The sequence below is a fragment of the Ellagibacter sp. genome (assembly GCF_048412355.1).
Taxonomy (GTDB): domain Bacteria; phylum Actinomycetota; class Coriobacteriia; order Coriobacteriales; family Eggerthellaceae; genus Ellagibacter.
In genome coordinates this window covers 1-20302 of the sequence record NZ_DBFSAP010000044.1, presented here as the reverse complement: position 1 = coordinate 20302, position 20302 = coordinate 1, and the positions used below count along the sequence as shown (strand labels likewise).

Annotated in this window: 22 protein-coding genes and 2 tRNA genes; 3 read left to right on the top strand and 21 right to left on the bottom strand. The window is 60.3% G+C overall.

Going from position 1 to position 20302, the window contains the following annotated elements; genetic code table 11:
- Nucleotides 1–60 precede the first annotated feature (60 nt).
- The 16 genes from ACMRQN_RS06130 to ACMRQN_RS06055 all read right to left on the bottom strand — a co-directional run bounded on the left by ACMRQN_RS06130 (nucleotide 61) and on the right by ACMRQN_RS06055 (nucleotide 14177).
- Nucleotides 61–2229, bottom strand: a complete 2169-nt coding sequence (locus ACMRQN_RS06130) for an ATP-binding protein (RefSeq protein WP_418734242.1) — start codon at nucleotides 2227–2229, stop codon at nucleotides 61–63.
- Nucleotides 2230–2237: 8 nt separating this feature from the next.
- Nucleotides 2238–3512: a metallophosphoesterase family protein gene (locus ACMRQN_RS06125; RefSeq protein WP_418734241.1), complete on the bottom strand. Its 1275-nt coding sequence runs from the start codon at nucleotides 3510–3512 to the stop codon at nucleotides 2238–2240.
- Between the two features lie 13 nt (nucleotides 3513–3525).
- Nucleotides 3526–4941: a replicative DNA helicase gene (gene dnaB / locus ACMRQN_RS06120; RefSeq protein ID WP_158049126.1), complete on the bottom strand. Its 1416-nt coding sequence runs from the start codon at nucleotides 4939–4941 to the stop codon at nucleotides 3526–3528.
- A 172-nt stretch (nucleotides 4942–5113) separates the two neighbouring features.
- On the bottom strand, nucleotides 5114–5653 hold the full coding sequence (gene rplI, locus ACMRQN_RS06115; RefSeq protein ID WP_418734240.1) for a 50S ribosomal protein L9: 540 nt from the start codon (nucleotides 5651–5653) through the stop codon (nucleotides 5114–5116).
- Nucleotides 5654–5667: 14 nt separating this feature from the next.
- A complete protein-coding gene (gene rpsR, locus ACMRQN_RS06110; RefSeq protein ID WP_158049124.1) occupies nucleotides 5668–5937 on the bottom strand; it encodes a 30S ribosomal protein S18 in 270 nt (89 codons plus the stop codon).
- Nucleotides 5938–5948: 11 nt separating this feature from the next.
- Complete coding sequence (locus ACMRQN_RS06105; protein WP_418734239.1) at nucleotides 5949–6443, bottom strand: single-stranded DNA-binding protein; 495 nt, start codon at nucleotides 6441–6443, stop codon at nucleotides 5949–5951.
- A 53-nt stretch (nucleotides 6444–6496) separates the two neighbouring features.
- Nucleotides 6497–6790, bottom strand: coding sequence for a 30S ribosomal protein S6 (gene rpsF, locus ACMRQN_RS06100; RefSeq protein ID WP_158049122.1), 294 nt, complete (start codon nucleotides 6788–6790; stop codon nucleotides 6497–6499).
- A gap of 302 nt (nucleotides 6791–7092) precedes the next feature.
- Complete coding sequence (locus ACMRQN_RS06095) at nucleotides 7093–7632, bottom strand: hypothetical protein (RefSeq protein ID WP_418734238.1); 540 nt, start codon at nucleotides 7630–7632, stop codon at nucleotides 7093–7095.
- 112 nt (nucleotides 7633–7744) lie between these two features.
- Nucleotides 7745–7837: transfer RNA gene (locus tag ACMRQN_RS06090), tRNA-Ser, on the bottom strand.
- Between the two features lie 61 nt (nucleotides 7838–7898).
- Nucleotides 7899–7990 (bottom strand) — tRNA-Ser (locus ACMRQN_RS06085).
- Nucleotides 7991–8124: 134 nt separating this feature from the next.
- Complete coding sequence (locus ACMRQN_RS06080; RefSeq protein ID WP_418734237.1) at nucleotides 8125–8955, bottom strand: ABC transporter ATP-binding protein; 831 nt, start codon at nucleotides 8953–8955, stop codon at nucleotides 8125–8127.
- Between the two features lie 5 nt (nucleotides 8956–8960).
- On the bottom strand, nucleotides 8961–10139 hold the full coding sequence (locus tag ACMRQN_RS06075) for a SurA N-terminal domain-containing protein (RefSeq protein WP_418734236.1): 1179 nt from the start codon (nucleotides 10137–10139) through the stop codon (nucleotides 8961–8963).
- 178 nt (nucleotides 10140–10317) lie between these two features.
- Nucleotides 10318–10782 carry a 5-(carboxyamino)imidazole ribonucleotide mutase gene (gene purE, locus ACMRQN_RS06070; protein WP_158049118.1) on the bottom strand — a complete coding sequence of 155 codons (465 nt, stop codon included), beginning with the start codon at nucleotides 10780–10782 and terminating at the stop codon, nucleotides 10318–10320.
- Between the two features lie 100 nt (nucleotides 10783–10882).
- A complete protein-coding gene (locus ACMRQN_RS06065; protein ID WP_418734235.1) occupies nucleotides 10883–11287 on the bottom strand; it encodes a YkgJ family cysteine cluster protein in 405 nt (134 codons plus the stop codon).
- Nucleotides 11288–11683: 396 nt separating this feature from the next.
- Complete coding sequence (locus ACMRQN_RS06060) at nucleotides 11684–11941, bottom strand: hypothetical protein (RefSeq protein WP_418734234.1); 258 nt, start codon at nucleotides 11939–11941, stop codon at nucleotides 11684–11686.
- Nucleotides 11942–11987: 46 nt separating this feature from the next.
- Complete coding sequence (locus ACMRQN_RS06055; RefSeq protein ID WP_418734233.1) at nucleotides 11988–14177, bottom strand: molybdopterin-containing oxidoreductase family protein; 2190 nt, start codon at nucleotides 14175–14177, stop codon at nucleotides 11988–11990.
- Nucleotides 14178–14321: 144 nt separating this feature from the next.
- Here ACMRQN_RS06055 and ACMRQN_RS06050 point away from each other — a divergent pair, with 144 nt between their 5' ends.
- A complete protein-coding gene (locus tag ACMRQN_RS06050) occupies nucleotides 14322–14891 on the top strand; it encodes a TetR/AcrR family transcriptional regulator (protein ID WP_418734232.1) in 570 nt (189 codons plus the stop codon).
- 48 nt (nucleotides 14892–14939) lie between these two features.
- Nucleotides 14940–16103 carry an iron-containing alcohol dehydrogenase gene (locus tag ACMRQN_RS06045; RefSeq protein ID WP_418734231.1) on the top strand — a complete coding sequence of 388 codons (1164 nt, stop codon included), beginning with the start codon at nucleotides 14940–14942 and terminating at the stop codon, nucleotides 16101–16103.
- A gap of 104 nt (nucleotides 16104–16207) precedes the next feature.
- Here the strand turns inward: ACMRQN_RS06045 and ACMRQN_RS06040 are convergent, their stop codons facing one another.
- From ACMRQN_RS06040 to ACMRQN_RS06025, 4 genes are all read right to left on the bottom strand, one after another.
- Nucleotides 16208–16408, bottom strand: a complete 201-nt coding sequence (locus ACMRQN_RS06040) for a hypothetical protein (protein WP_418734230.1) — start codon at nucleotides 16406–16408, stop codon at nucleotides 16208–16210.
- A gap of 370 nt (nucleotides 16409–16778) precedes the next feature.
- On the bottom strand, nucleotides 16779–17804 hold the full coding sequence (locus tag ACMRQN_RS06035; RefSeq protein WP_418734229.1) for an SIR2 family NAD-dependent protein deacylase: 1026 nt from the start codon (nucleotides 17802–17804) through the stop codon (nucleotides 16779–16781).
- A gap of 12 nt (nucleotides 17805–17816) precedes the next feature.
- On the bottom strand, nucleotides 17817–18527 hold the full coding sequence (locus ACMRQN_RS06030) for an ATP-binding protein (RefSeq protein ID WP_418734228.1): 711 nt from the start codon (nucleotides 18525–18527) through the stop codon (nucleotides 17817–17819).
- Nucleotides 18528–18599: 72 nt separating this feature from the next.
- Nucleotides 18600–19373, bottom strand: a complete 774-nt coding sequence (locus ACMRQN_RS06025) for a nuclear transport factor 2 family protein (RefSeq protein ID WP_418734227.1) — start codon at nucleotides 19371–19373, stop codon at nucleotides 18600–18602.
- A gap of 148 nt (nucleotides 19374–19521) precedes the next feature.
- Between ACMRQN_RS06025 and ACMRQN_RS06020 the strand changes: the two genes are divergently transcribed.
- Nucleotides 19522–19899: a winged helix-turn-helix transcriptional regulator gene (locus tag ACMRQN_RS06020; RefSeq protein WP_418734226.1), complete on the top strand. Its 378-nt coding sequence runs from the start codon at nucleotides 19522–19524 to the stop codon at nucleotides 19897–19899.
- Between the two features lie 206 nt (nucleotides 19900–20105).
- Here ACMRQN_RS06020 and ACMRQN_RS06015 read toward each other — a convergent pair.
- Nucleotides 20106–20302, bottom strand: a 197-nt coding sequence (locus tag ACMRQN_RS06015) for a hypothetical protein (protein ID WP_418734225.1), incomplete at its 5' end; no start/stop codon positions are given.

The following is a 20302-nucleotide window of genomic DNA, read 5'->3' as shown; positions in this document are numbered from 1 at the left end:
CCCCGCACAAGCGAGGCCGATCGGCATTCTTCCTGCAACCCTTGCATTATAAGGTATGGGTTACACGGCGAGTTCGATGACGTTGGTAGCGTCACTAACTTCGCGTAGAACGGAAACGACCTCTTCGTGACAGGTGAACATAATGACTTGACGCGTCTTCGCGAGCTCGGCTAAGGCACGCGCGGCCCCGCGGCGGCGACGGGAGTCGAAGTTCACGAGAATGTCGTCGGCGAGGATGGGAATCGCACGGCCCACGTTGTCGGCGGCGAGCAGAAGCGCGATGCGCAAGCTGAGATAGAGCTGCTGGCACGTGCCGAGCGAGAGATGGACCGGATCGCGCTCGGTATGAACGGAGTCGACGACGCGCAGATGGCCGTCGGCGGTCATGTACACGCGCACCCAGCGACCCTCGGTCATAAGCGACATGAGCTCGCTCGCCTGCGCATACACCTCGGGCTGGCTTTTGCTCTCCCAAGAGGATATCGCCATCTCGAGCATGCGACGGGCGAGAAGAAGCCTCGCGAAAGTTTGCAGCGACTCGTTGTAGCGCGTGCGAATCTGCTGGTAGGTCATGCGGACTTCGTCGAGCGTATGCTCGCCACGCGCCACCGCAAGCTCCTGCTTGAGCTCGCCGTACGCTCGGTTCGTACTCTCGAAGGCCTCCATGAGGTTGGTGCGCTGCGAAACCTTGCGCGCGATCTTCGCGTCGAGCGCCGCAAGCGTCGCGTTCTCGCTCGGCAGATGCGCCTGCGTGTAAGCGCTCGCAAGCGCATCGGCATTGCGCGCGATCTTCTCTTCGAGCGAGGTCAGGCGCGCAGTGAGCGCTTGGGAGCGCTGCTGGAGCAAGGCCATGTCGCCGCGAGCATCTTTCGCCTCGTCGAGGATCGTCCGCGCACGGCGCAGGTTCGACGAAGCCTCACCCAGCCCGCGGCTCTCAAGAAACGCGCGAATCTCCCCCGAGAGCGCCTCCTGCTCGGCAAGGCATGACTCGTATTTCTTCTTGTCCTGTAACATGACCCATTGCGCGCTTTGGAGCTCGGCCTTTCGAGCTTCCTGCTCCTTGCTCGGGCGGAACAGCATCACAAGCGCTCCCGCAGCGAGAAAGACCGCCATGGCGACCAAACCCAAACCGAGCGCCGTAAACGACAGGCTCGAGATTTCGCGCCCATGTACCACAAGGGGGACACCAGACCCGACGAACACAAGCGGCAGCGCGATAGAGAGCACCACCTGCGCCGTACGCTGATGGCGGGCGCGCAGCTCCATCTCGCGCGTGTCGGGTGCCTCAAGACGCACCTCGTAGGCCGCCTTCGATGCGGCGTAATTCGATTTTGCCAGTTCAACGCTGTGCGAGCACTTCGATTCCCTGTCGCCAAAGGCGTCGATGCGATCGCGTAACTCACGGTCCTCGGCTGCCGTCATGCTCATAAGCTCGCGAGGGAGCGCATGCCTCCCGCGCCGCTTCGCGAGCGCCGCCTGCGTTTGCTCCTCGACAAGGCGCGCGTGCTCCTCGGTGATTTCCTCGCGCTCCGCCGCGAGCTTCTCAATGCGCGCGCGGCATGCGGTGAGCTCCTCGATGCGCGCGTTCAGCTTCGACAGGCGCGCGCTGAGCGATTCACGCTCAGGCTCCATCTCGTGGAATTCCTTGTCCTTACGACGCAGGCTCTCGGCTATCTCGGCGGCGCGGGCCATCTCCTCTTTCGCGTCCGCGAGCTGCGAGCCCAAGTTCACAAGCGACTCCTCGGCACTTGCGGCGCGCGACGTGCAGGCAGCAAGGCGCCCTTGCACCACGGAAAGCGCGTGCGCGGGAGATGTCCCTGTGCCCGACCCCGCCGTGAGCAGGCGCGCCGTGACGTCGGTGGTGTTGCGCAGGCGGCGCAGCTCGTCGCTGGTGAGCGAGAACATGGTCGAGAACGTCTCGCGGTCGATATCGTGCACGAGGGAAGCGTCGCCCTTGAGGCCTTCAGCATTGCGGCTTCGGGAAAGCTTGATCTCGCCGCCTTCGCCGTCATCGAAGAACAGCGAGCCTGCGCGGTCGGCCGCCTGCGGCTTGTAGGTGTTGCGGACCCCGCGCGCCTCTTCCCAGCCGAAGAGTACTCCGCGGACAAACGACGCGGTCGTCGTCTTGCCCGCCTCGTTCGGGCCGAAGACCACGTTCAAATGAGGCCCGAAGGGACCGACGACCTTGCCGGAAAACGCGCCGAAGCTTTCCATCTTGATGTGCTTCAAGAAGGGCCTCATTGGTCGTCACCTCCGCACAAAAGGTCGATGACCAGGTCTTGCGCCTCCTCAGCAAGCGTCGGGATACTCTGCACGAGGGCGCTCGGCAGCGCGACGTTGCTCTTCAGGAACTCGTCCTGGAGAAACGCCGCCTCGCCTGCCTCGTCTTCGCGCATCGACTCGGCCACGCCGAGGAACACCGCAGGGAACATCCCCTCGCGGCGCGCCGCTTCGCGATCGAAGGGCCGGCGTGTCTTGTCGATGAGCGCGTCGCAGAAGAACTCTGGGTGGGAATCGTTGATCTGGTTGCGCAGGTCGTCGACCAGCCCGGGGCGCTTGAGAACCTCATGCAGGGGCGTCGTGCCGCAAAGCACGATGCGCGTGCACATCTCCCCGCAGTGCGTCTTGCCGTTCACGCGGAAAAGCTCGCGCGTGACCAGGTCGGATACATCGGGAACCGTGACGCACTCCGAGATGTCCACCTTCATGCGCTGCCAAACGACGCTTGCGGTGGGGATGAACTCGACCACGTTGCGGCGCCCCTCCTCGAGCGTGACCAGGTTCACACCGCGCGGCCCCGTCTCCTTGATGTCGCGCCCCTGGATACAGCCGGAAAACGCGAGGCGCGGATTCTCGTCGGTGTAGAGCAGGCGCTTGTGAACGTGTCCGAGCGCCCAGTAGTCGAACCCCGCGCACAAAAGCTTCGCGGGCGACACGGGTGCCTTGTCCGGATCGAGATCGAGCCCGGTATGGATCACGCCGACGCCGAAAGGTGCCAAGGCGGCGTCTTTCCCAAGGGCCTCGTTCGCGGCAGCGCGCGTGACGCCCTCGGCGATGCAGGCATCCGCGGGCCATGTCTGGTTGTAGTAGCCGCGCCCGCCGAGCACGCACACGGGCTTGCCGTCCCGATGGTAAAGCGCAAAGCTCGGCTTGTCGGCGGAGAACATGGTCACGTTGCCCGGCAGGTTGAACAGGTCGCGCTGCCAGGTGGTATAGGGGTCGTGGTTTCCGGTGCACATGTACACCGGAATGCCCTCGGCGTCGAGGCGTGAGAGGCCGTCGAAAAATGTGAGGTAGTCGGCATAGGACGGTCGCGCCGTATCGAAAATGTCGCCGGCAATCACAACGAAGTCGACGCGATTGTCGATGGCGGCGGAAATCACGCGTTCGTACGCTTCGGGAATCGCCTCGACGAGACGGCTCGCCCAACGCTCGGAAAGGGCCCGAAGGCCGCGAAAAGGCGCCCCGATATGAAGATCGGCAGCATGGATGAATGTCAGGCGCTCCGCCATCGGAAGCCGCCCCTTATGCGTATCCGCCGACGCGCGAGTCGTCGATGAGGTCCATGAAGCGCGTGTACTCGGCGTTGAAGGCGAGCGGGATGTCACGCGTCGGGCCGTTGCGGTGCTTGGCAACGATCAGCTCCGCCGTGCCCCAATCGGGACGGTCGTCGCTTTCGCCCTCTTCCTCGTTCATGCTTCGGTCGATAAACATGACGATGTCGGCGTCCTGCTCGATGGAGCCCGATTCGCGCAGGTCGGAAAGCATGGGACGCTTCTTTCCTCGCATCTCGACGGCACGGGAGAGCTGCGAGAGTGCGATAACGGGCATGCCCATCTCCTTCGCGAGGATCTTAAGGCCACGGGAAATCTCGCCAACCTCAACGGCGCGGTTGCCGTCGCGGCGCGTTTGCGGGGGCTGCATAAGCTGCAGGTAGTCAACGATGATGAGCCCGTTTCCCTGTGCATGGCGCAATTCGCGGCGTGCCTTCGCGCGAGCTTCCAGAATGGACAGGCCCGGCGAGTCGTCGATGTACATATCGAGCTTCGAGAGCGCGTTCGATGCATCGGCGATGGCGCCCCAATCCCCTTCGGCGATGAATCCGCCGCGAATCTTCGAGAGGCTCACGCGCGCCTCGGCACACAGGATACGCTGCATAAGCTGGCTCGCGGACATTTCCAAGGAGAAGAAGGCGACCGACGTCCCCGCCTTCGCCGCGTTCACGGCGAGGTTCAGTGCGAACGACGTCTTGCCGACGCCGGGCCTTGCGGCAAGGATGACCAGGTCGCCCGCACGCAAGCCGTGGAACAGGTCGTCTGCGTCCTTGAAGCCCGTCGGAACACCCGCCATGTGGCTTTTCTGCTCCGCGAGCTTCGTGATTTCCTCGAACGCCTCGGTGAGCAGGGTGTCAACGCGCGCGAACGTCGAGGACACGCGCTTCTCCGTGACGTTGAAGAGTGTTTTCTCGGCGGTCTCCACAACCTCGTTCAGGTCGTCGGGGGCGTCATAGGCAAGCGCGTTGATCTGCGCAGACGCAAATATGAGCTCGCGCAGGATGGCCGTGCGCTTCACGATGTCGGCATGGTTTTGCCAGTTGGTGAGCGCGAACGTGTTGTCCGCAAGGTCGACGAGGTACGCCTTGCCGCCGACCGCCTCGAGCTGCCCCGACGCATTGAGCGTGTCGGCAAGCGAAATCTGGTCGATGGGGATGCGGCGGATGTTCAGGTCGCATATCGCCTCGAAGATGATGCGATGGGCAGGACGGAAGAAGTTCTCGGGCTTCAGCTTCAGCACCAGTTCCTCGACAGCCTCGGCGTCGAGCATGCATGCTGCCAGAACGGATTGCTCCGCTTCGATGTTCTGGGGCAATGGCCTGTTCTGCGGCGTTGACTGCGGCGCAAAATCTGAGTTGCGCGGGGTGTTGGAGCGGTTGTCGGGCATATGCGATGGCTTCCTTCTGGGTGCGTTGACGAGAGTCGTTGAGAATTCGTTTAACCGTTGTATCTTACCCCACTGTGAGCACTCTCGGCGAGAGGTACCCCAAACACCAAGAAACCCCTCGCCCAAACGGGCAAGGGGTCTCGAAATAAGCGTGTTCGCAATGTGCGATGCGCTATTCGGCAGCAGCCTCGGTCTCTTCAGCGGGAGCAGCTGCTTCCTCGGCGGGAGCCTCGACAGCCTCTTCCTCTTCCAGAGCCTCGACAGCCTTGTCGCTCACGACGTTCACGGTAACGGTGGCCTTGATGTCACGATAGATGGAAATAGCGACGGCATGCTCACCGGCAACCTTGATCGGGTTGCCAAGCTCGACACGACGACGGTCGACCTCGACGCCAAGGTTCTCCTTGATTGCGTCGGCGACGATCGAAGAGGTGACGGAGCCGAACAGCTGGCCCTCTTCGCCAACGTTGGCAAGAACCTTGACAGTTGCACCATCGAGCTTGGCGCGCATGGCCTCAGCGTCGGCAAGGCGAGTCTCCTCGCGCTTGGCGATGTTGTGCTTGCGCTGCTCGAGCTGCTTGAGGTTGCCCTTGGTCGCCTTGATGGCGTAGCCCTGGGTCAGCAGGTAATTGTTGGCGTAACCATTGGCAACTTCGATAACGTCGCCTTCGCCGCCCCTGCCTTTCAGTTCTTTAAGCAGAATGACTTTCATGGTACCTCCTTCGCCTAGCGGTTGCGGCGGTCGCCACGGCCGCTCACGGCGGGAACCGCGTAGGGCATCAAAGCCATTTCGCGAGCGCGCTTCACGGCGTTCGCGATGTCGCGCTGATGCTGGGTGCAGGCACCCGTCACGCGGCGCGGCTTGATCTTTCCGCGGTCGGTCACATACTTGCGCAGCATCTGCGTGTCCTTGTAGTCGATGTACTCAACATCGTCCTTGCAGAACTGGCAGAACTTGCGACGCGGCTGCTTCGCGTAATCTGACGTTTTCTTCAACTTACTCTTCCTTAGAACGGGATGTCTTCATCGTAGACGGAAGAAGAGGCATCGATCGTCGGTGCCGACTGGGGCTGGTAGCTCGCCTGCGGAGCAGATTGGTAGCTCGCCTGAGGTGCAGGCTGATAGCCGCCTTGTTGCCCATAGCTTTGACCGGAAGAATACTGTGCATCACTGTTGCGGCTCGACATGAACTCAAGCTCGTCCACAATCACTTCGATCTTGGAGCGCTTCTGCCCGTCGCGTTCCCACTGGCTCCAGCGCAGCTTACCCTCGATCGTGACCTTCGTACCCTTGGACAAGTACTTGTTCAAGGCATCGGCGCGAGCGCCGAACATGGTGCAATCGATGAAGTTGGGGTAGTCCTCCCACTCGCCGGTCTGCTGGTTCTTGCGACGGTCGTTGACCGCCACGCCGAAACCGAGAACGGAAGTGCCGCCCGCAGTGCTGCGAAGCTCAGGGTCGCGAGTCAAATTACCGCTGATGATAACTCTGTTGATGCTCATAATTCTTGCCTCTTCCCATGTGCCGGACGCCAAAAGCGCCCATTAAGCTCCAGTTAGTCGCGGTCTTCGCGCTTCACGATCATGTGGCGGACCACAGCATCGTTGATGCGCAGAACGCGATCGAGCTCGGCAACGTTCTGAGGATCAGCGTGGAAATTGACGAGAGTGTAATCACCGTCGGTCAGACCATTGATCTCATAAGCAAGTTTGCGCTTGCCCCACTCGTCGACGTTGTCAACCTTGCCTGCGCCCTCAGCGATCGTGGTCTCGATTCGCTTCATGACGGCAACGCGATCTTCGTCGGAAATGGTCGGGGCGACAAAAAACAGCAGTTCGTAAGCCTTCATCAGCTCACCTCCTTTGGACTTTACGGCTCTGGGTCTGGTGAAGGCATTCACCCAGAGCAGGATATAGCCTGACTATATTAACGTAGGCTTCCCGCTTCGGGTAGACCAAAGCTGTCTCCCATCACCTGATCCACACATCTTCTCGAGCCGCCAAGCTCGTTTTGGGGGCATCCTAGCATGTAAACCTGGCAGAATCCTTCCCGATTCCTTCCCGAATTTCGATGCGAGTTCTCCCAAAACGAAAACGAAAGCCCCGTGCATTTGCACGAGGCTCTCGCAGAAATTCAATCTAAGAGGAGGATTTATTCTCCGTCGGCGTCGATTCCCGTCGAAGGATCCTCGTCGACTTCCGTCAGATACTTCTCGTCGATCTCGTCCTCACCGTAGTCGACCCCGCTCTTGAGCTTCGCCATAAAGTTCGGAGCCTCACCGATATAGGCAGCCTCTTCCTCGAAGGTGTAGCCGCCCTCATCATCGACGGTATAAAGGTAGCCAACCGCATAGCCGTCCTCCGCGCCCGGCACGCCGCCTTCCGCGATGATAACGTCTTTCGTGCCATCGTCGGTCTCGACGTAGCCGTCATAGCAGAACGCATACGCGTCTGCGCCGCGTGCGCCTTCCACCGTATGCTGCGCGAGGTTGTAGCATTCCTCGGAGGAATCGCCCGGATGCGATTCGATGAACAGGTTCTCCTTAACGACGAGCGTCGTGAACGGAACGAGCTCAGCGCCCTTCTCCATCTTCTCCTTCGCCTCGTCGAGCGCGAACAGGAGCACGTTTTCGAGCATCTCCGGAATCTCGGGGACTTCCTCAGATGAGTTTTCAACAGTGCGATCGGCCATAAGGTCGCTCCTTTGCTTTCGATAATCGATTGTCACAGTGTAGTCCACCGTATTCGCTTTGGGGAGAGGAGCACAGAAAAAGCCCCCGCGATTGCGAGGGCTTGTCAGTTCGTGGCGGAGGAGGAGGGATTCGAACCCTCGTTACCCGGGTTGCGGGCAAAACGGTTTTCGAGACCGCCGCATTCAACCACTCTGCCACCCCTCCGCATGGGGTGCGGGGCTTGTGCCCCCGATATGTAAAACGCGCCGAAGCGCGTTACTTTTTCTGGCGGAGAGATGGGGATTCGAACCCCAGATACCCTTTTGGGGCATACACGATTTCCAATCGTGCTCCTTCGGCCAGCTCGGACATCTCTCCGTTTTGCCAATTGCAGCAGCTAAGTATTATACATAAGACCCTGTCTGTCCACAAGGATATTTTTCAAAAACTCGCAAACCCGCCCGTTGCGGCGACTCCAAACGAAAACGCACACTCTACCAGAGCGTTTGCGTTTAGTACTCGCTTGTCAGCGAGTAATGGCCAGGCGTCACCTCGGCAACGCTCATCGGAACATCGAACAGCGAAGACATGGCCTCATCGCACAGGAGCTCCTCTTTCGACCCGTCCGCGTGCACCGATCCATCCTTGATCAAAAGCAGCCGCTCGATTTCGGGAATGATGTCCTCGGCATAGTGGGTGACCAGCAGGATTGCGCGCCCAGACTGCGCAATCGCACGCATGGAGCGGCGCACATAGTGCATCCCCTGCGGATCGAGCCCCGTGCACGGCTCATCAAGCACAACGACGTCGGGATCGTGAACGAGAGCGCGCGCAAACAACACGCGCCTCGCCTGCCCTGTGGATAGCGTCATCACATCGCGGTCCGCGATCGACTCGACGCCGAGCGTCGCCATCGTTTTCCGGCAGCGCGCATAGTCGTCCTCGCTCGCGTTCACCCGTTTCGGCACGCCGAGCGAACCGTACAGACCGCCAGCGACCACCTCGATAGCGGGCATGTGCACCGTGATCTGGTCCTGCATCGTCGAAGACACGATGCCCAGGCTCTTCTTCACGTCCTCGAGCGTCGCCCGAGCATTCCCGCGAAAAAGCACCGGCGGCTCGTCCTGATAAAGGGGGAGAATCTCACGCGTGATCAGCTTGATGAAGGTAGACTTGCCGGCACCGTTCGGGCCAAGCAGCGCCATGCTTTCCCCCTCGGCAAGCTCGAAGGAACCGATATGCAAGATAGTCTTGCCCGACCGTTTCACGATCGCGTTGTTCAAGCAAAGAAAGGGAGGGCGCGAATCCGCTTCGCGCCCTCCCTCGAACTGACTGTCAGCCATGTGGTTTATGCTGCCTTCTTGGTCTCGGAATCGCCGCTGTCCGAAGCAGTATCGCTCGAAGTGGAGGAAGCGTCAGTTGCGCTCACCTCGTTGTCGGCGGAGCCGCTGCTCCCATCGGTGGAGGAGCTGTCGGAGGAGTCATCGCTCTGGTACTTCGACATATCGAGGTCGTAGGGCAGCCCGCTCGGCATGTCCTTGATCTCGATGTCGGCGTTGTCCTTCGCATCAGAGAGCCACTGCTGGTAGGCCTTCGACTGGTTCGAGGACTTGAGCGAGCTTCTGAACTGCTCGACGAACTCGGAGGGCAGCTGATCGAGACTCGTCAGCTCATCAGGAGCGTGGAACTCGTCAGTGCACTTGATGATATGGATGCCGTAACTGCTCGTGACAAGGCCGCTTACCTGGCCCTTCGAAAGATCGGCGAGGCCTGCGGTGTATTCGCTCACAAACGAGTTGAGCTTATCCCAACCCACATCACCGCCGTTTTGGCCCGAGCTGTCCTTGGAATAGGTCTTGGCAGCCTCGGCGAAATCAAGCGTTCCGGCGTTAATCTGGTCGAGCACGCTCTGCGCCGTTTCCGTGTCGTCGGCGTCGAAGAGGATATGGGAGGAACGCTTCGCGCCGTCGAAGCTGGAAACGTAAGTCTGGGCATAGGAGAGAACGTCCTCGTCGGACGGATCGTCGCCCTCGAAGGACTTCATGAGGCCCTGCTGCAGAAGAGAGGTCTTGATGTTGCTTTTGTACTCGTCCTCGGTCATTCCGACCGCCTGGAGCGCCTCATTCCACTTGTCGTCGCTCGCGTAGTTCTGTTTCATCTGGTCGACGTAGGACTGCACCTCGTCATCGCTCACCGTGACGCCCTTTTCCTCGGCGCCCTGGATGATCAGCTGCTTGGTCACAAGGGAATCGATGACCTCCTCGCGCACCTTCTCGGGGGTGTAGTCGTATTTGACCATCCACTCGCCCCACGCGTCCTCGTCGGTCAAAGACATCTGGGAGCGGATGCTTTCGACGGAGGCCGTAACCTCTTCCTCTTGGATTTCGGCACCGTTGACGGTCGCCGCCACGCCTCCAACACCCTTCGATCCCGACGTGGAATTGCCCGAACACGCCGTGATGCTGACCACGCACAAGGCGGACAGGCTCACCGCGCAAACGGCCTTAGCGATTGTAGAAGCTTTCATGAAACCCTTCCCTTTACATGAAAACGTGCGGCAGCGGCGATGCAAAGTCGCACATGAGACGTCGATTCCGCACGAGACGTAATGCCGCGGAGTATTTTCGCATAGGAATATTTGGAAACATAAGGTCGCACAATTTGCCCACTTATGTTTCACAGAACACCATGCGGGACGTGAAGCGCTACGCCTCGGCCATGGCCGCCTTGAAGTCGATGATTTTCTGGCGGCAGCCATCGCAATTGGTGCCGAGCATCTGCACGGCGAGGATGGCGGCGTTCTTTGCGCCGTTGATGGCGACGCAGGCAACCGGCACGCCGGAGGGCATCTGCACCATGGAGAGAAGGGAGTCGAGACCGCCCAGATCGCTCGTCTTCATGGGCACGGCGATGACGGGGTCGGGCGTGTAAGCTGCAACGACTCCGCCGAGATGAGCGGCCTTGCCCGCCGCCGCGATGATCACCTTGATGCCGCGCTCATGCGCTGTGGACGCCCATTCGTGCACTTCAAGCGGCTTGCGATGAGCGCTTGCCACCTTCACCTCGTAGGAGATGCCGAACTCGTCGAGCTGCTGCATGCACGGCTCCATCGCCGGCATGTCGGATTTGCTGCCCATGATAATGCCCACAACGGGCTTTTCGTCTGCCATGACAAGACCTTTCACGCGATCGCTTATTTGCCTTCTCAGTATACGCGTGACGCGCAGCCGATCGCCAAGGCCGAAACGATAACGCGGAGTCTGCGCAAAGCTAGCTCGCGGCCGCGCGCATCAAGCGGGCTATGGCCTCATAGCCGGAGCGCCCGCGCACGAACTCCTCCGTCAAATCGAGCAGGGGAATGTCCTCGGGAACGACGATCGAGGGATTCTGCTTTAGGATTTCGACACGCGGGACATGGCAGTTGAACAGGCGGCATACCTGCGGGCGCGCCTCCCAGATCATGCAGCCGCCTTCGGGGGACTGCAACGGGCAGCGCTCGCCTTTGCGGTCGATCGGGCGCACACGCTTGCGCTCGATGCACTCGTGCATGGCATCAAGCTCTTCGGGCGTGATGGCCAGCACATTCAGCCCGCAGCACTGCCCACAGCAAGTGCAATCGGGATAGCTGTTGTCGCCGTCGAAGCGCAACGGCTCGTCGTTCGGGGTAATCTTCATAGCTTGCTTTCGGATGAAACTCGTTGATGGAACTCGTCTTTTCTCTGATGATACCGCTCATTGCACCGTGCAAGCATTTCATTTGCGAAGCATCGACAAACGGCTTGTAAGCGAAGGGAAGCGTTTCCCGCCAAGAGCCGCGAAGTCGCAAGAAGCACAAGGGGAGGGGAAAGGGCGTCCCAAGGGCAAAAGTAAAGCGCGACCCGCCTCTTCAGCGCGCGAAACACGCAGAATATGGAGCCTTCCGAAAAACCTTCTACCCCTTCCGCGAGATAGGAGGCACCGTAGGATCGGCGTTGGTGGGGTCGCTCTTCACGTCGAATTTGGCCTCGCAGCTGACCGCCAACCTCGCGCAGGTGGGCGGCGTGGAAGCCCTGGGCGTGGACGCCAACGCGCTCATGCCCAACATGGTCTTGCGGCCGCCACGCCTTCGATAGGGCCGCCGCTCGTCAGCACAACGGCATCGATTGTTTTCATGGCCTCTCCCAGCAAAGGCTTGAACATCTCGTAGCACGTGCGCCTCATGACGGCGCATCCGTCCTGAGCGACATGGCTCACCGCAGCCCCCGAAAGCTCCGAAGGCATGTCTGCTGCACTGGTCTTCCCAGCCAGCAGAACCTGTCCATTAGCACCCAGATTAACCGTGAGCCTCACCTTCGTGCTTATGCCTCCTTACTCGAAGTTCGTAAAGTTACCAATATCAGTTCGTTCCGCTATTGTGCCAATGCAGCTTGTCCACCCTCGCATGCAGGCTGCCGCGAAGACCCGGAACCCCTTGCGCCGGATCGAGCATCCAGTCCGCATCCGGGAACAGCATGCCGTCGTTGTACAGGCTCGCGCCCGACAAGCCGCCACCAAGGCCACCTTGCACCTCCGGTTTCCACCAGCCGTGCGGCACGCGGAGGCTTCCGGCCGGTTGCGCGTCATCGATATGGCATTGCAGCTGCACCTCGCCGTAGGCTGTGGACACGCGGCACCATTCGCCCTCCGCCACCCCTTCCAGCTCCGCATCTGCAGGGTTGATGTAGAACTGCGGCTCGGGAGCGCACTTGCGAAGTGACGGGATCTGGCGCAGGTTCGTGTTGTAGTTCGCGCGCTCGCGGTACCCAGCGAACACGTCATAAGGATAGACGGGCCTGCCACCTTCGTCGCGCCCGGCAGCCTCGGCACCCGGGTCTTTCGGCTCGACGTAGTCGGGAAGCGGGTCGAAGCCGAGCGCCTCGAGCACCGAGCTCTTGAGCTCTACCTTGCCCGACGGCGTAAGCCATGTGCCTGGCGCCGCAGGCTTTCCCAGCACCGTCACGCGCTCCGCCGCCTCTTCGAACGTGAGCCCCGAGGGCGCAAGCCGCCACCCGTGAAGCTCGCGCTCGTCCTCCCACGGGAAGGCATCGCCTATCCCCAGGCGGCAGGCCAGCTGCTTCATTACCCAGTACCAGTTCTTGCACTTGCCAACAGGTTCGAAGAAGGCGCGCCCGACATTGAGCGCAGGGCCGGCGTCGAAGGGTCCTGAGAGCACGTCGCGCTCGGCCCACATGTCTCCCGGCAGCACGTAGTCGGAAAGCTGCGCCGTGGGCGTCATCCAGTTCTCGAACGTGACCACGAGGTCGCAGTTGAGGAACGCATCCTCTATGCCAACCTGCCCCGCATAGCTCATCACCGTGTTATTGCCTGCAGAGAAGAAGGCCTTTACGGGGTAAGGACCTTCTCCGCGCATCGCCGCCCACATGTCGGCGGGGTCAGCTGCGCACGACTCGCCTATGATGTCCGGCTCGTAGTCGAGGCCGGCGCGCTCGCACGCCTCTTTGTACAGGTCCGACGTGCGGAACGTGAGCAGCGGGCGAGTGTCGCGTCCGAGCTGCTTCTCGCGCTGGCTTGGCGTGAGCACGCCGAATTCGGACACCTTGGCATTGGGGATGAAGCCTGTCATAGGTCCGAACACCATCTCCGATTTCCCAAGCGCGCCCGTCACAGCACGCAGGATGCATTGTGCATGGAGAAGCGACGTTGAGTTCACCTGCATGTCGCCCACGACACCCCAGGGAATCACCGGCGCACTTGCGTTGCCGATTACGCGCGCCGTCTCGATAATCTGCTCGGCGGGGATGCCGCACACCTCCGATGCACGCTCGGGCGTCCATGCGGATGCACGCTCGGCAAGCTCTTCGAAGCCGACGCACTGGCTCTCCACGAATTCCTTGTCGTAGAGCCCTTCTGCGATGATGACGTTCAGCCACGCCAAAACGAGCGCGGCATCGGTGCCGTAGCGTATGCGCAGGTGATGCTGCGCCAGCTTGGCCGTCTCGGTCTCGCGCGGGTCGACCTCTATGAGGACGGCGCCCCGCTCGAGCGCGCGCTTGAGGTTGATGTACTCGCCCGGCCAGCGCTCCCCGTCGCGGTCCTGTCCGAAATAGATCACGCAGTCGGCAATGCTCCAGTTTGCAAACGCCATCCAGCCATAGGTCAGGCGGTGCACCTGCGCGGTGTTCCCCATGCAAAGCTGCACCGGAGCCGTGTAGTTCACGGCGCCTAGGTGGTTCATGAAGCGCCGCCCGATGCCTCCGAGCCCTATGTTGAGAGGCATCTCCGCCATGGCGAACGACTCCGGACCGTACTCGTCGATGACGACCTTCAGCTTGTCGGCTATCTCGTCGAGTGCCACACCCCACGAGACTTCCTCCCATTTCCCGCTTCCGCGCTCGCCCACGCGCCGCAGAGGCTTCGTCAGGCGGTCGGGGTGAAGCCGGTACTCGTCAATCATGTTCGCCTTGCGGCATATCGCCGGGAAGTCGGGGTTAGCCGGACGCACTTTCATCTTCCCGTCGTCATGAATCTCTGCCGTGACCTGGCATCCCCCGTCGCAGAAGATGCATGTGGTCGTTCTCGCCTCCATAGCCTTCTCCCTCCAGACCTCTCGAAAAGTGCAATGCTCAAACTTGGCAGTTGCAAAACAGAGTTCACTCTATTATAACTAGAGCATACTCTGTTTTATGATATTCGTCAATGTGACATATTCAGCCCAGAGAGGAAGACGGACATGAGCTCAAAGGGAGACGCGACGAAGAAGCGCATCTGCGAAGCGGCGGTGAGGATCATCAACCGCGATGGCTACGACGCGGCCACGGTGGAGCGAATCTGCGAGGAGGCTGAGGTGTCCAACGGGGCCTTCTTCCACCACTTCAAGACGAAAGACGACGTGCTGGTGCAGTACGTCTGCAACGAAAGCGACGAACTGCGCACCTACTACGCCTCGCTCGATGACGCATCCGGCATCGAAGCGTTCCGCGATGTGGTCGCCTGGCAGGCGAACTACTACAAGAAGAAGGGCGAGGAGTTCGTATCGCATCTGTTCTCCCAGCTGGCGCTTTCAAAACGCGGGATGGACATTGGATACTCGCTCGTGGACGTGCTGACATTCTGCATCGAGCGCGCACAGGCTGAGGGCAATATCGGCAAGCATGTGGATGCACGGCTTGCCGCCGAGGTACATATGAACGACATGATGGGATACGCGATGTTCGTACCTTGGAATGCCGGGCGCGGGATAGTGACAGAGCTTGAGGCGCGTGCCGACGGTTTCTTGGAAATGATAGGCACTAGTAAGTAACGATAGCTTGCAACAACGGCTGTCAAACAAAGTTGGAAGGAGAAAGGCATGCAGACATTCGATCTGACGTTCCCGGGCAGGATGCATTTCGGAGAGGGGGCGTTCGAGAAGGCGCTTCCGAAGGAACTTGCCATAGCCGGGAACACCGTGATGCTGGCATACGGAGGCAAGTCGGCCAAGGAAAGCGGCGCCTATGACGCTGCGCGCCGCATGCTCGAGGCAAGCGGCAAGCGCGTGGTCGATTTTTCCGGGATAAGCCCGAACCCGACTTACGCAAAGGTGCAGGAGGGTGCGGCGCTTGCAAAGGCCGAAGGGGTTGACTTCATACTGGCCTTGGGCGGCGGCTCTGTCGTGGACTGCTGCAAGATAGCTGCGGTTCAGGCGATGCTCGACGAGGACATATGGGACTACGAGCGAAAGCAGCGCAAGTTCCCGATGAGCTCGCTTCCCGTCGGCGCGGTCATCACCGCATCGGGCACCGGCACAGAGCAGAACATTCTCGCCGTCATCACCAACGATGACGAGGACGTGAAGGACACGATGATCGGCAAGCATCCCGTCTTTTCCATCCTCGACCCGCTGCTCACGCTCACCGTGCCGCGCATGCAGGTGTTCTCAGGCGCATACGACACATTCTCACACGCGATGGAGACGTATTTCGGAAAGTCCGACGAAAACAACCCGACCGACTACATCGCGCTTTCCATCATGCGCGCGACGGTGGACAACGTCCGACGCCTCTTGGCCGACTTCGATGACATCAAGGCGCGTGGGAACCTGATGTTCACTTCTGCGATGGCAATAAATGGACTCCTCTCTGCGGGTCGCGCCATAGACTTCCAGGCGCACATGATCGAGCACCAGCTCGGCGCCTTCACAGACTGTAACCACGGACAAGGTCTTGCCGTCATACAGCCCGCCTACTATCGCATGGCCGCGAAGGCCGCACCGGAAAAGTTCGCAAAGCTCGGAAGAGTGGTGTTCGACGTTCGAGCAGACGACGATGCGAAGGCGGCAGAGGAGGCGGTAGATGCGCTCGCCAGCTACATCCGCGACTGCGGCCTTCCGTCAAGGCTCTCCGAGTTGGGGTCGAGCATCGAGATTACCCCAGATGTGCTGAAGCGCGTTGCCGATACCACCATCCTCGTGCCCACAGGTCCCATACAGCTTGACCGCAACCAGGTGTACGAGATATTGGAAGAGTGCATGTAGCTAATTGATTCCGATGTAGGGAGTAGCCTGGGACTCTGTCTGCTCCCTACAAACATCTGAATAGGGACATATGCACAGAGTTAGCATTCCCTCGTATGCCATATCTATAGGCATACATTTGTAGCGATATCGGCCTTCACCCGCAAATGTCTACTCGCGTCGCGGGATAACTCCTCGGGAAGCCCTACGGCGCTCATCCCGAGAATGCCCAAGACGTCGCTCGACCACTTCTCCCAGTCGGCTCGGTGCAGCCCATAGATGACGCCCGCAATCTTGGCTCCAGCTTCGTCTTTTGTCTCTGTCATGGTAACTGCATTAAGCGTTATTCTGTCGCATTTATAATCGTCCAAAGGATGCTTATCTGTAAGCCTCGCTGGCAACAATGATGTTTCAAGCGCAATCCTTCGCAGATGAATAAAAACTATAGTCGAATTCGGTGCCGGAGCGCTCTGTTTAATTTAGAAGTAGATCGCCAAGTCATTTCTGCGAACATCAAAAGAACCACGAGATGCTGATGCTCAAAGAGCGCGTACAGTGACGAAATACCCGTAACAGCGGCAAGATGATCCAGGATTATCGCCGCATCCCCCCGTTGGCTAAATTCTCCCGACGCTAACAGCGAAGTGGATTTGGCGGGCGCAACCCTATTTGCTCAGCGCTTCCTTAGCTTTAGCGCTACATTAAGGTAATGTTGATATCCTCGTCAACGAGTATGCTTCTGCCCTCTATAACCTTCGGCGCACACGCCTCGCCCATGTTCACGCAGGCGTAGGTCGCGTATTCGCTCTTGCCCACGGCATTCCAGAACGGGTACTTGATGATGACGGGCGTGTTACCTCCCACGCCGAGCTCAAGGTAGAGCACGCGCATGCCCTCGTGGCGGCGGCAGAACTCGGAGTAGCGCTCTGCTGCTGCATGCCAGCCTGCGTCCTCCACGAAGCGGTTGTCAACGCGAAGGTTGGTCATCATGAGCGCGCCGCAGTTGGGGCATTTGGGGACAAGCTCGCTCGGTACGCGCATGTCGCGCTGGCGCTCGACCATCGCATGCACCGCGTCCTTGTTGTCGTAGGTCTCCTGCGTGCATGCGCGGCTGCACTGGAAGAGGCCGTAGTCTCCCTGCGTGTAGAACAGGCGCTTCTTGTCGAACCCGGCCTTCTGGAATTGGTGGTCGACGTTCGTGGTGATGACGAAGTAGTCCTTATTCGTCACAAGATCGAGCAGCCGCTTGTAGGTGTCGTTCGGCGCCTCCACGTAGCGGTTCACGAGGATGTGGCGGCTCCACCACGCCCAGTAGGTCTCTCTGTCGGGGAAAGGAAAGAACCCGCCCGAGTACATGTCGGTGATGCCGAAGCGGTCGCGGAAGTCCGCGAAGTTGTCGTCGAAGCGCTTGCCGGAATAGATAAGGCCAGCGGCGGTGGAGAGCCCTGCGCCTGCGCCGATGATGACGGCATCGCAGGAGTCGAGCTCGGCGCGAATGGCTTGCGCAGCTTCCTCAATGCTCGCCGCGCGCCCGCGCGCCAGCGCCTCGCCACGTCCCGCGCAAACATAGCCGCCCCCTGAGAGCATGTTACTAGAAAAGAAGTTCACGGTAGATCCTCTCGTCCTCTTCGCCAAACACATCGAGCACAACGTGCGTGCGGCCTCGCCCTCGCCGAACCGTTCCTCGGCAAGATAGCCCACCACTTCCTTAAGATCATCCATATGCGACATCGTCTACTTCGATCCCAGCTTCTCGACTGCGCCGCTCGGACATGCCTCGAAGCACAGCCCGCAGTGCAGGCACGCGCTCTGCACTATGGCGTACGTGCCGCGGTCTGTGCGCGCTATGCAATTCTGCGGGCAGACGCCCGCGCACGCACCGCAGCCCGTGCAGGTCGCCTCGTCAATCCCGAAGCCCCCGAGCTGCGATGCATCCAAGGGCTCGCCGATTGCGAACGCCTTGCGGAGCAACGGCTTCTGCCCCAAATCGAAGTAGTCGCCCTCGCCGCGCTCGATGTAGAACACCTCGCACGCGTAGCGGGTGTCTCCCGGGTAGAGCTCGTCCATTCCCGGGTTCAGCTCGAACATCCAGTCCACGAGCCGCCTCTGCTCGGCGGCGTCTGTCGGGTGCACGACCGCACCCTTCAGGCGGCATGTTCGGAAGTCGGTCGTCTGCGCTACGATGGCGATGTGCCCCGTGCGCACGACCTCCGCGTAGAACGCCTTTCCGCGAGGGGCGAGGAAGTAGAGGCGGCCATCGCCCGCGTGCATGACGTCGATCACGCGCACCGACGGCAGGCCGCGCTCATCGACCGTGGCGAACGAGCAGTCGCGCACCTGCCGCATAAAGCGCAGGCAGTACCCCGCGTCTATCTCTTCGTATGTAGCGACAGGTATCTGCGCGCTCGCCGCAAGGCCATACGCCTCGCACCTCTCGTCTGCCATCCGACGCGTCTCCTTCAAATGCGGCGGCACCACCCATGGGCAGCGCCGCTGACCTCCATCTTTCAGCCTATCTTAGAACTTGCCGTTGTCGTTTGCCCACTCGGATGCTTCGGGGATGGTGGTCATGACGTCCCAGTGCTCGGCGATCTTGCCGTCCTCCACGCGCCACAGGTCGTAGTAGGCTGTGTGCGCGCCGCCGAAGGTGCCCTCGCTCACACCCAGCACGAAGTCGCCCTCGGCTAGCACCATGTGCGTCGTGTCGTAGATCATCTGGATGCCCTGCGCGGCCATTGCGTCGAGTGCGGCCCCCAGCCCCGAGAGTCCATCTGCGATGGCGGTGTTGTGCTGGATGTAGGCGTCGCCGTCGAAGTACTCGGGCGTCTTCTCGGGGTGCTTGCCCTGCATGACGTCAATGAGGAACGCCTCGACGAGCGCGCGGTTCGCCTCGGTCTTGTCCTTGCTTGTCGCCTCGGCGGGGCCGTCGGTCTGGGTGTGGCCGGAGGGGTTCGGGGCGGCGACATCGGCGAGGTTGTCCCAATGCTCGGCGATCTGCCCTTCAGCGTCGAAGCGGAAGATGTCGAAGGCCACCTGGTCGCCCGCGCCCGCGAAGTTGTAGAGGTTGTGCATGAACACCTTGTCGCCGTCCTCGAACGCGCGGACGGTCTCGACGGTCGTCTTCACGGGAGCGCCCGCCAGGTATTCGACCGACTCCACAAATGCATCGCGGCCCGTCCCGTATGCGAGGTTGTGCTGGATGTAGCTCTCGGCCAGCAGGCTCGCGGCCTTATCCGCATCACCTGTTGCGAACGTGTTGATGAGTTCCTTTGCCTTCTCGATCTTCGACATCTTCCATATCCTTTCGTCGTGCGCCGCCTTTAGCGCGGTTGCCTTTTGACGCATTCGATACTAGAATCAACGGTGTTGATATGGAAGTAGGCACTTTGAAGTGCTGTAGGTACTCTAAAGTAACTATTGACTCTGAACTGGGAAAGTTATGAAAGATAAAGTTTCAGAAGTGTTCACCGAATACCAGGCAATCGAGCCGCCACGGCGATCCGAACTTCCCGCGTGCCCCGTGCAGACGTGCGTCCAGCTCGTCGGCAGCAAGTGGAAGCTGCTCATCATGCGCGATTTGTTGCTCAACGGGTCGATGCGCTTCAAGGAGCTCCAACGCTCAATAGGGGATGTGTCCCAAAAGGTGTTGACCTCCAACCTGCGCGAGATGGAATCTGACGGACTTGTCGTGCGGCGCGTCTACCCGGAGGTGCCTCCGCGCGTGGAGTATTCGCTGACCGGCATCGGCGAATCCCTGCGCCCCATCATGGATGCCATGTGGGCATGGGGCGAGAGCTACCAGGCACTGGCGGTTTAGTCATCCCTTCGCAACTCAAAATAGCCCCGACTGATAACGATGCTGCCATTTTGACCTCTACAAGGCACCAAAGGCGCTCACTGAAATAGATGCTTGGTATGTTCTTCCTCAATCGTTGCCGCTATGTGCGAAACGTATGGCAAATCTTCGACTGCGCCTAATCACCAGCGGGCGGGATAGTTTTCAAGTTTGCGATTCGTCAGATCTCATCGTTGAGGCAATGCTAGAGACAAACCATCATGGGCGGCAGCCAGCCGCCGCTGGTTGATTTTCATCTCTAGCCGGACACTTGCGGCATAAATAGAGTTTTCGCAGTTAGCAGGACGGGCGCGTGAGCGCCCGTCCTGTGTTTTCCCAGGTCGATATGGCCCGGTCTGCGGCAAATCGGGGCGTTCGGTTGAGT

What these genes read in the sequence shown, in the direction of transcription:
- ACMRQN_RS06125 (WP_418734241.1), bottom strand. Translation starts at nt 3,512, where the DNA reads ATGGCGGAGCGCCTGACATTCATCCATGCTGCCGATCTTCATATCGGG.
- dnaB (WP_158049126.1), bottom strand. Translation starts at nt 4,941, where the DNA reads ATGCCCGACAACCGCTCCAACACCCCGCGCAACTCAGATTTTGCGCCG.
- rplI (WP_418734240.1), bottom strand. Translation starts at nt 5,653, where the DNA reads ATGAAAGTCATTCTGCTTAAAGAACTGAAAGGCAGGGGCGGCGAAGGC.
- ACMRQN_RS06105 (WP_418734239.1), bottom strand. Translation starts at nt 6,443, where the DNA reads ATGAGCATCAACAGAGTTATCATCAGCGGTAATTTGACTCGCGACCCT.
- rpsF (WP_158049122.1), bottom strand. Translation starts at nt 6,790, where the DNA reads ATGAAGGCTTACGAACTGCTGTTTTTTGTCGCCCCGACCATTTCCGAC.
- ACMRQN_RS06095 (WP_418734238.1), bottom strand. Translation starts at nt 7,632, where the DNA reads ATGGCCGATCGCACTGTTGAAAACTCATCTGAGGAAGTCCCCGAGATT.
- ACMRQN_RS06080 (WP_418734237.1), bottom strand. Translation starts at nt 8,955, where the DNA reads ATGGCTGACAGTCAGTTCGAGGGAGGGCGCGAAGCGGATTCGCGCCCT.
- ACMRQN_RS06075 (WP_418734236.1), bottom strand. Translation starts at nt 10,139, where the DNA reads ATGAAAGCTTCTACAATCGCTAAGGCCGTTTGCGCGGTGAGCCTGTCC.
- purE (WP_158049118.1), bottom strand. Translation starts at nt 10,782, where the DNA reads ATGGCAGACGAAAAGCCCGTTGTGGGCATTATCATGGGCAGCAAATCC.
- ACMRQN_RS06065 (WP_418734235.1), bottom strand. Translation starts at nt 11,287, where the DNA reads ATGAAGATTACCCCGAACGACGAGCCGTTGCGCTTCGACGGCGACAAC.
- ACMRQN_RS06055 (WP_418734233.1), bottom strand. Translation starts at nt 14,177, where the DNA reads ATGGAGGCGAGAACGACCACATGCATCTTCTGCGACGGGGGATGCCAG.
- ACMRQN_RS06050 (WP_418734232.1), top strand. Translation starts at nt 14,322, where the DNA reads ATGAGCTCAAAGGGAGACGCGACGAAGAAGCGCATCTGCGAAGCGGCG.
- ACMRQN_RS06045 (WP_418734231.1), top strand. Translation starts at nt 14,940, where the DNA reads ATGCAGACATTCGATCTGACGTTCCCGGGCAGGATGCATTTCGGAGAG.
- ACMRQN_RS06040 (WP_418734230.1), bottom strand. Translation starts at nt 16,408, where the DNA reads ATGACAGAGACAAAAGACGAAGCTGGAGCCAAGATTGCGGGCGTCATC.
- ACMRQN_RS06035 (WP_418734229.1), bottom strand. Translation starts at nt 17,804, where the DNA reads ATGGATGATCTTAAGGAAGTGGTGGGCTATCTTGCCGAGGAACGGTTC.
- ACMRQN_RS06030 (WP_418734228.1), bottom strand. Translation starts at nt 18,527, where the DNA reads ATGGCAGACGAGAGGTGCGAGGCGTATGGCCTTGCGGCGAGCGCGCAG.
- ACMRQN_RS06025 (WP_418734227.1), bottom strand. Translation starts at nt 19,373, where the DNA reads ATGTCGAAGATCGAGAAGGCAAAGGAACTCATCAACACGTTCGCAACA.
- ACMRQN_RS06020 (WP_418734226.1), top strand. Translation starts at nt 19,522, where the DNA reads ATGAAAGATAAAGTTTCAGAAGTGTTCACCGAATACCAGGCAATCGAG.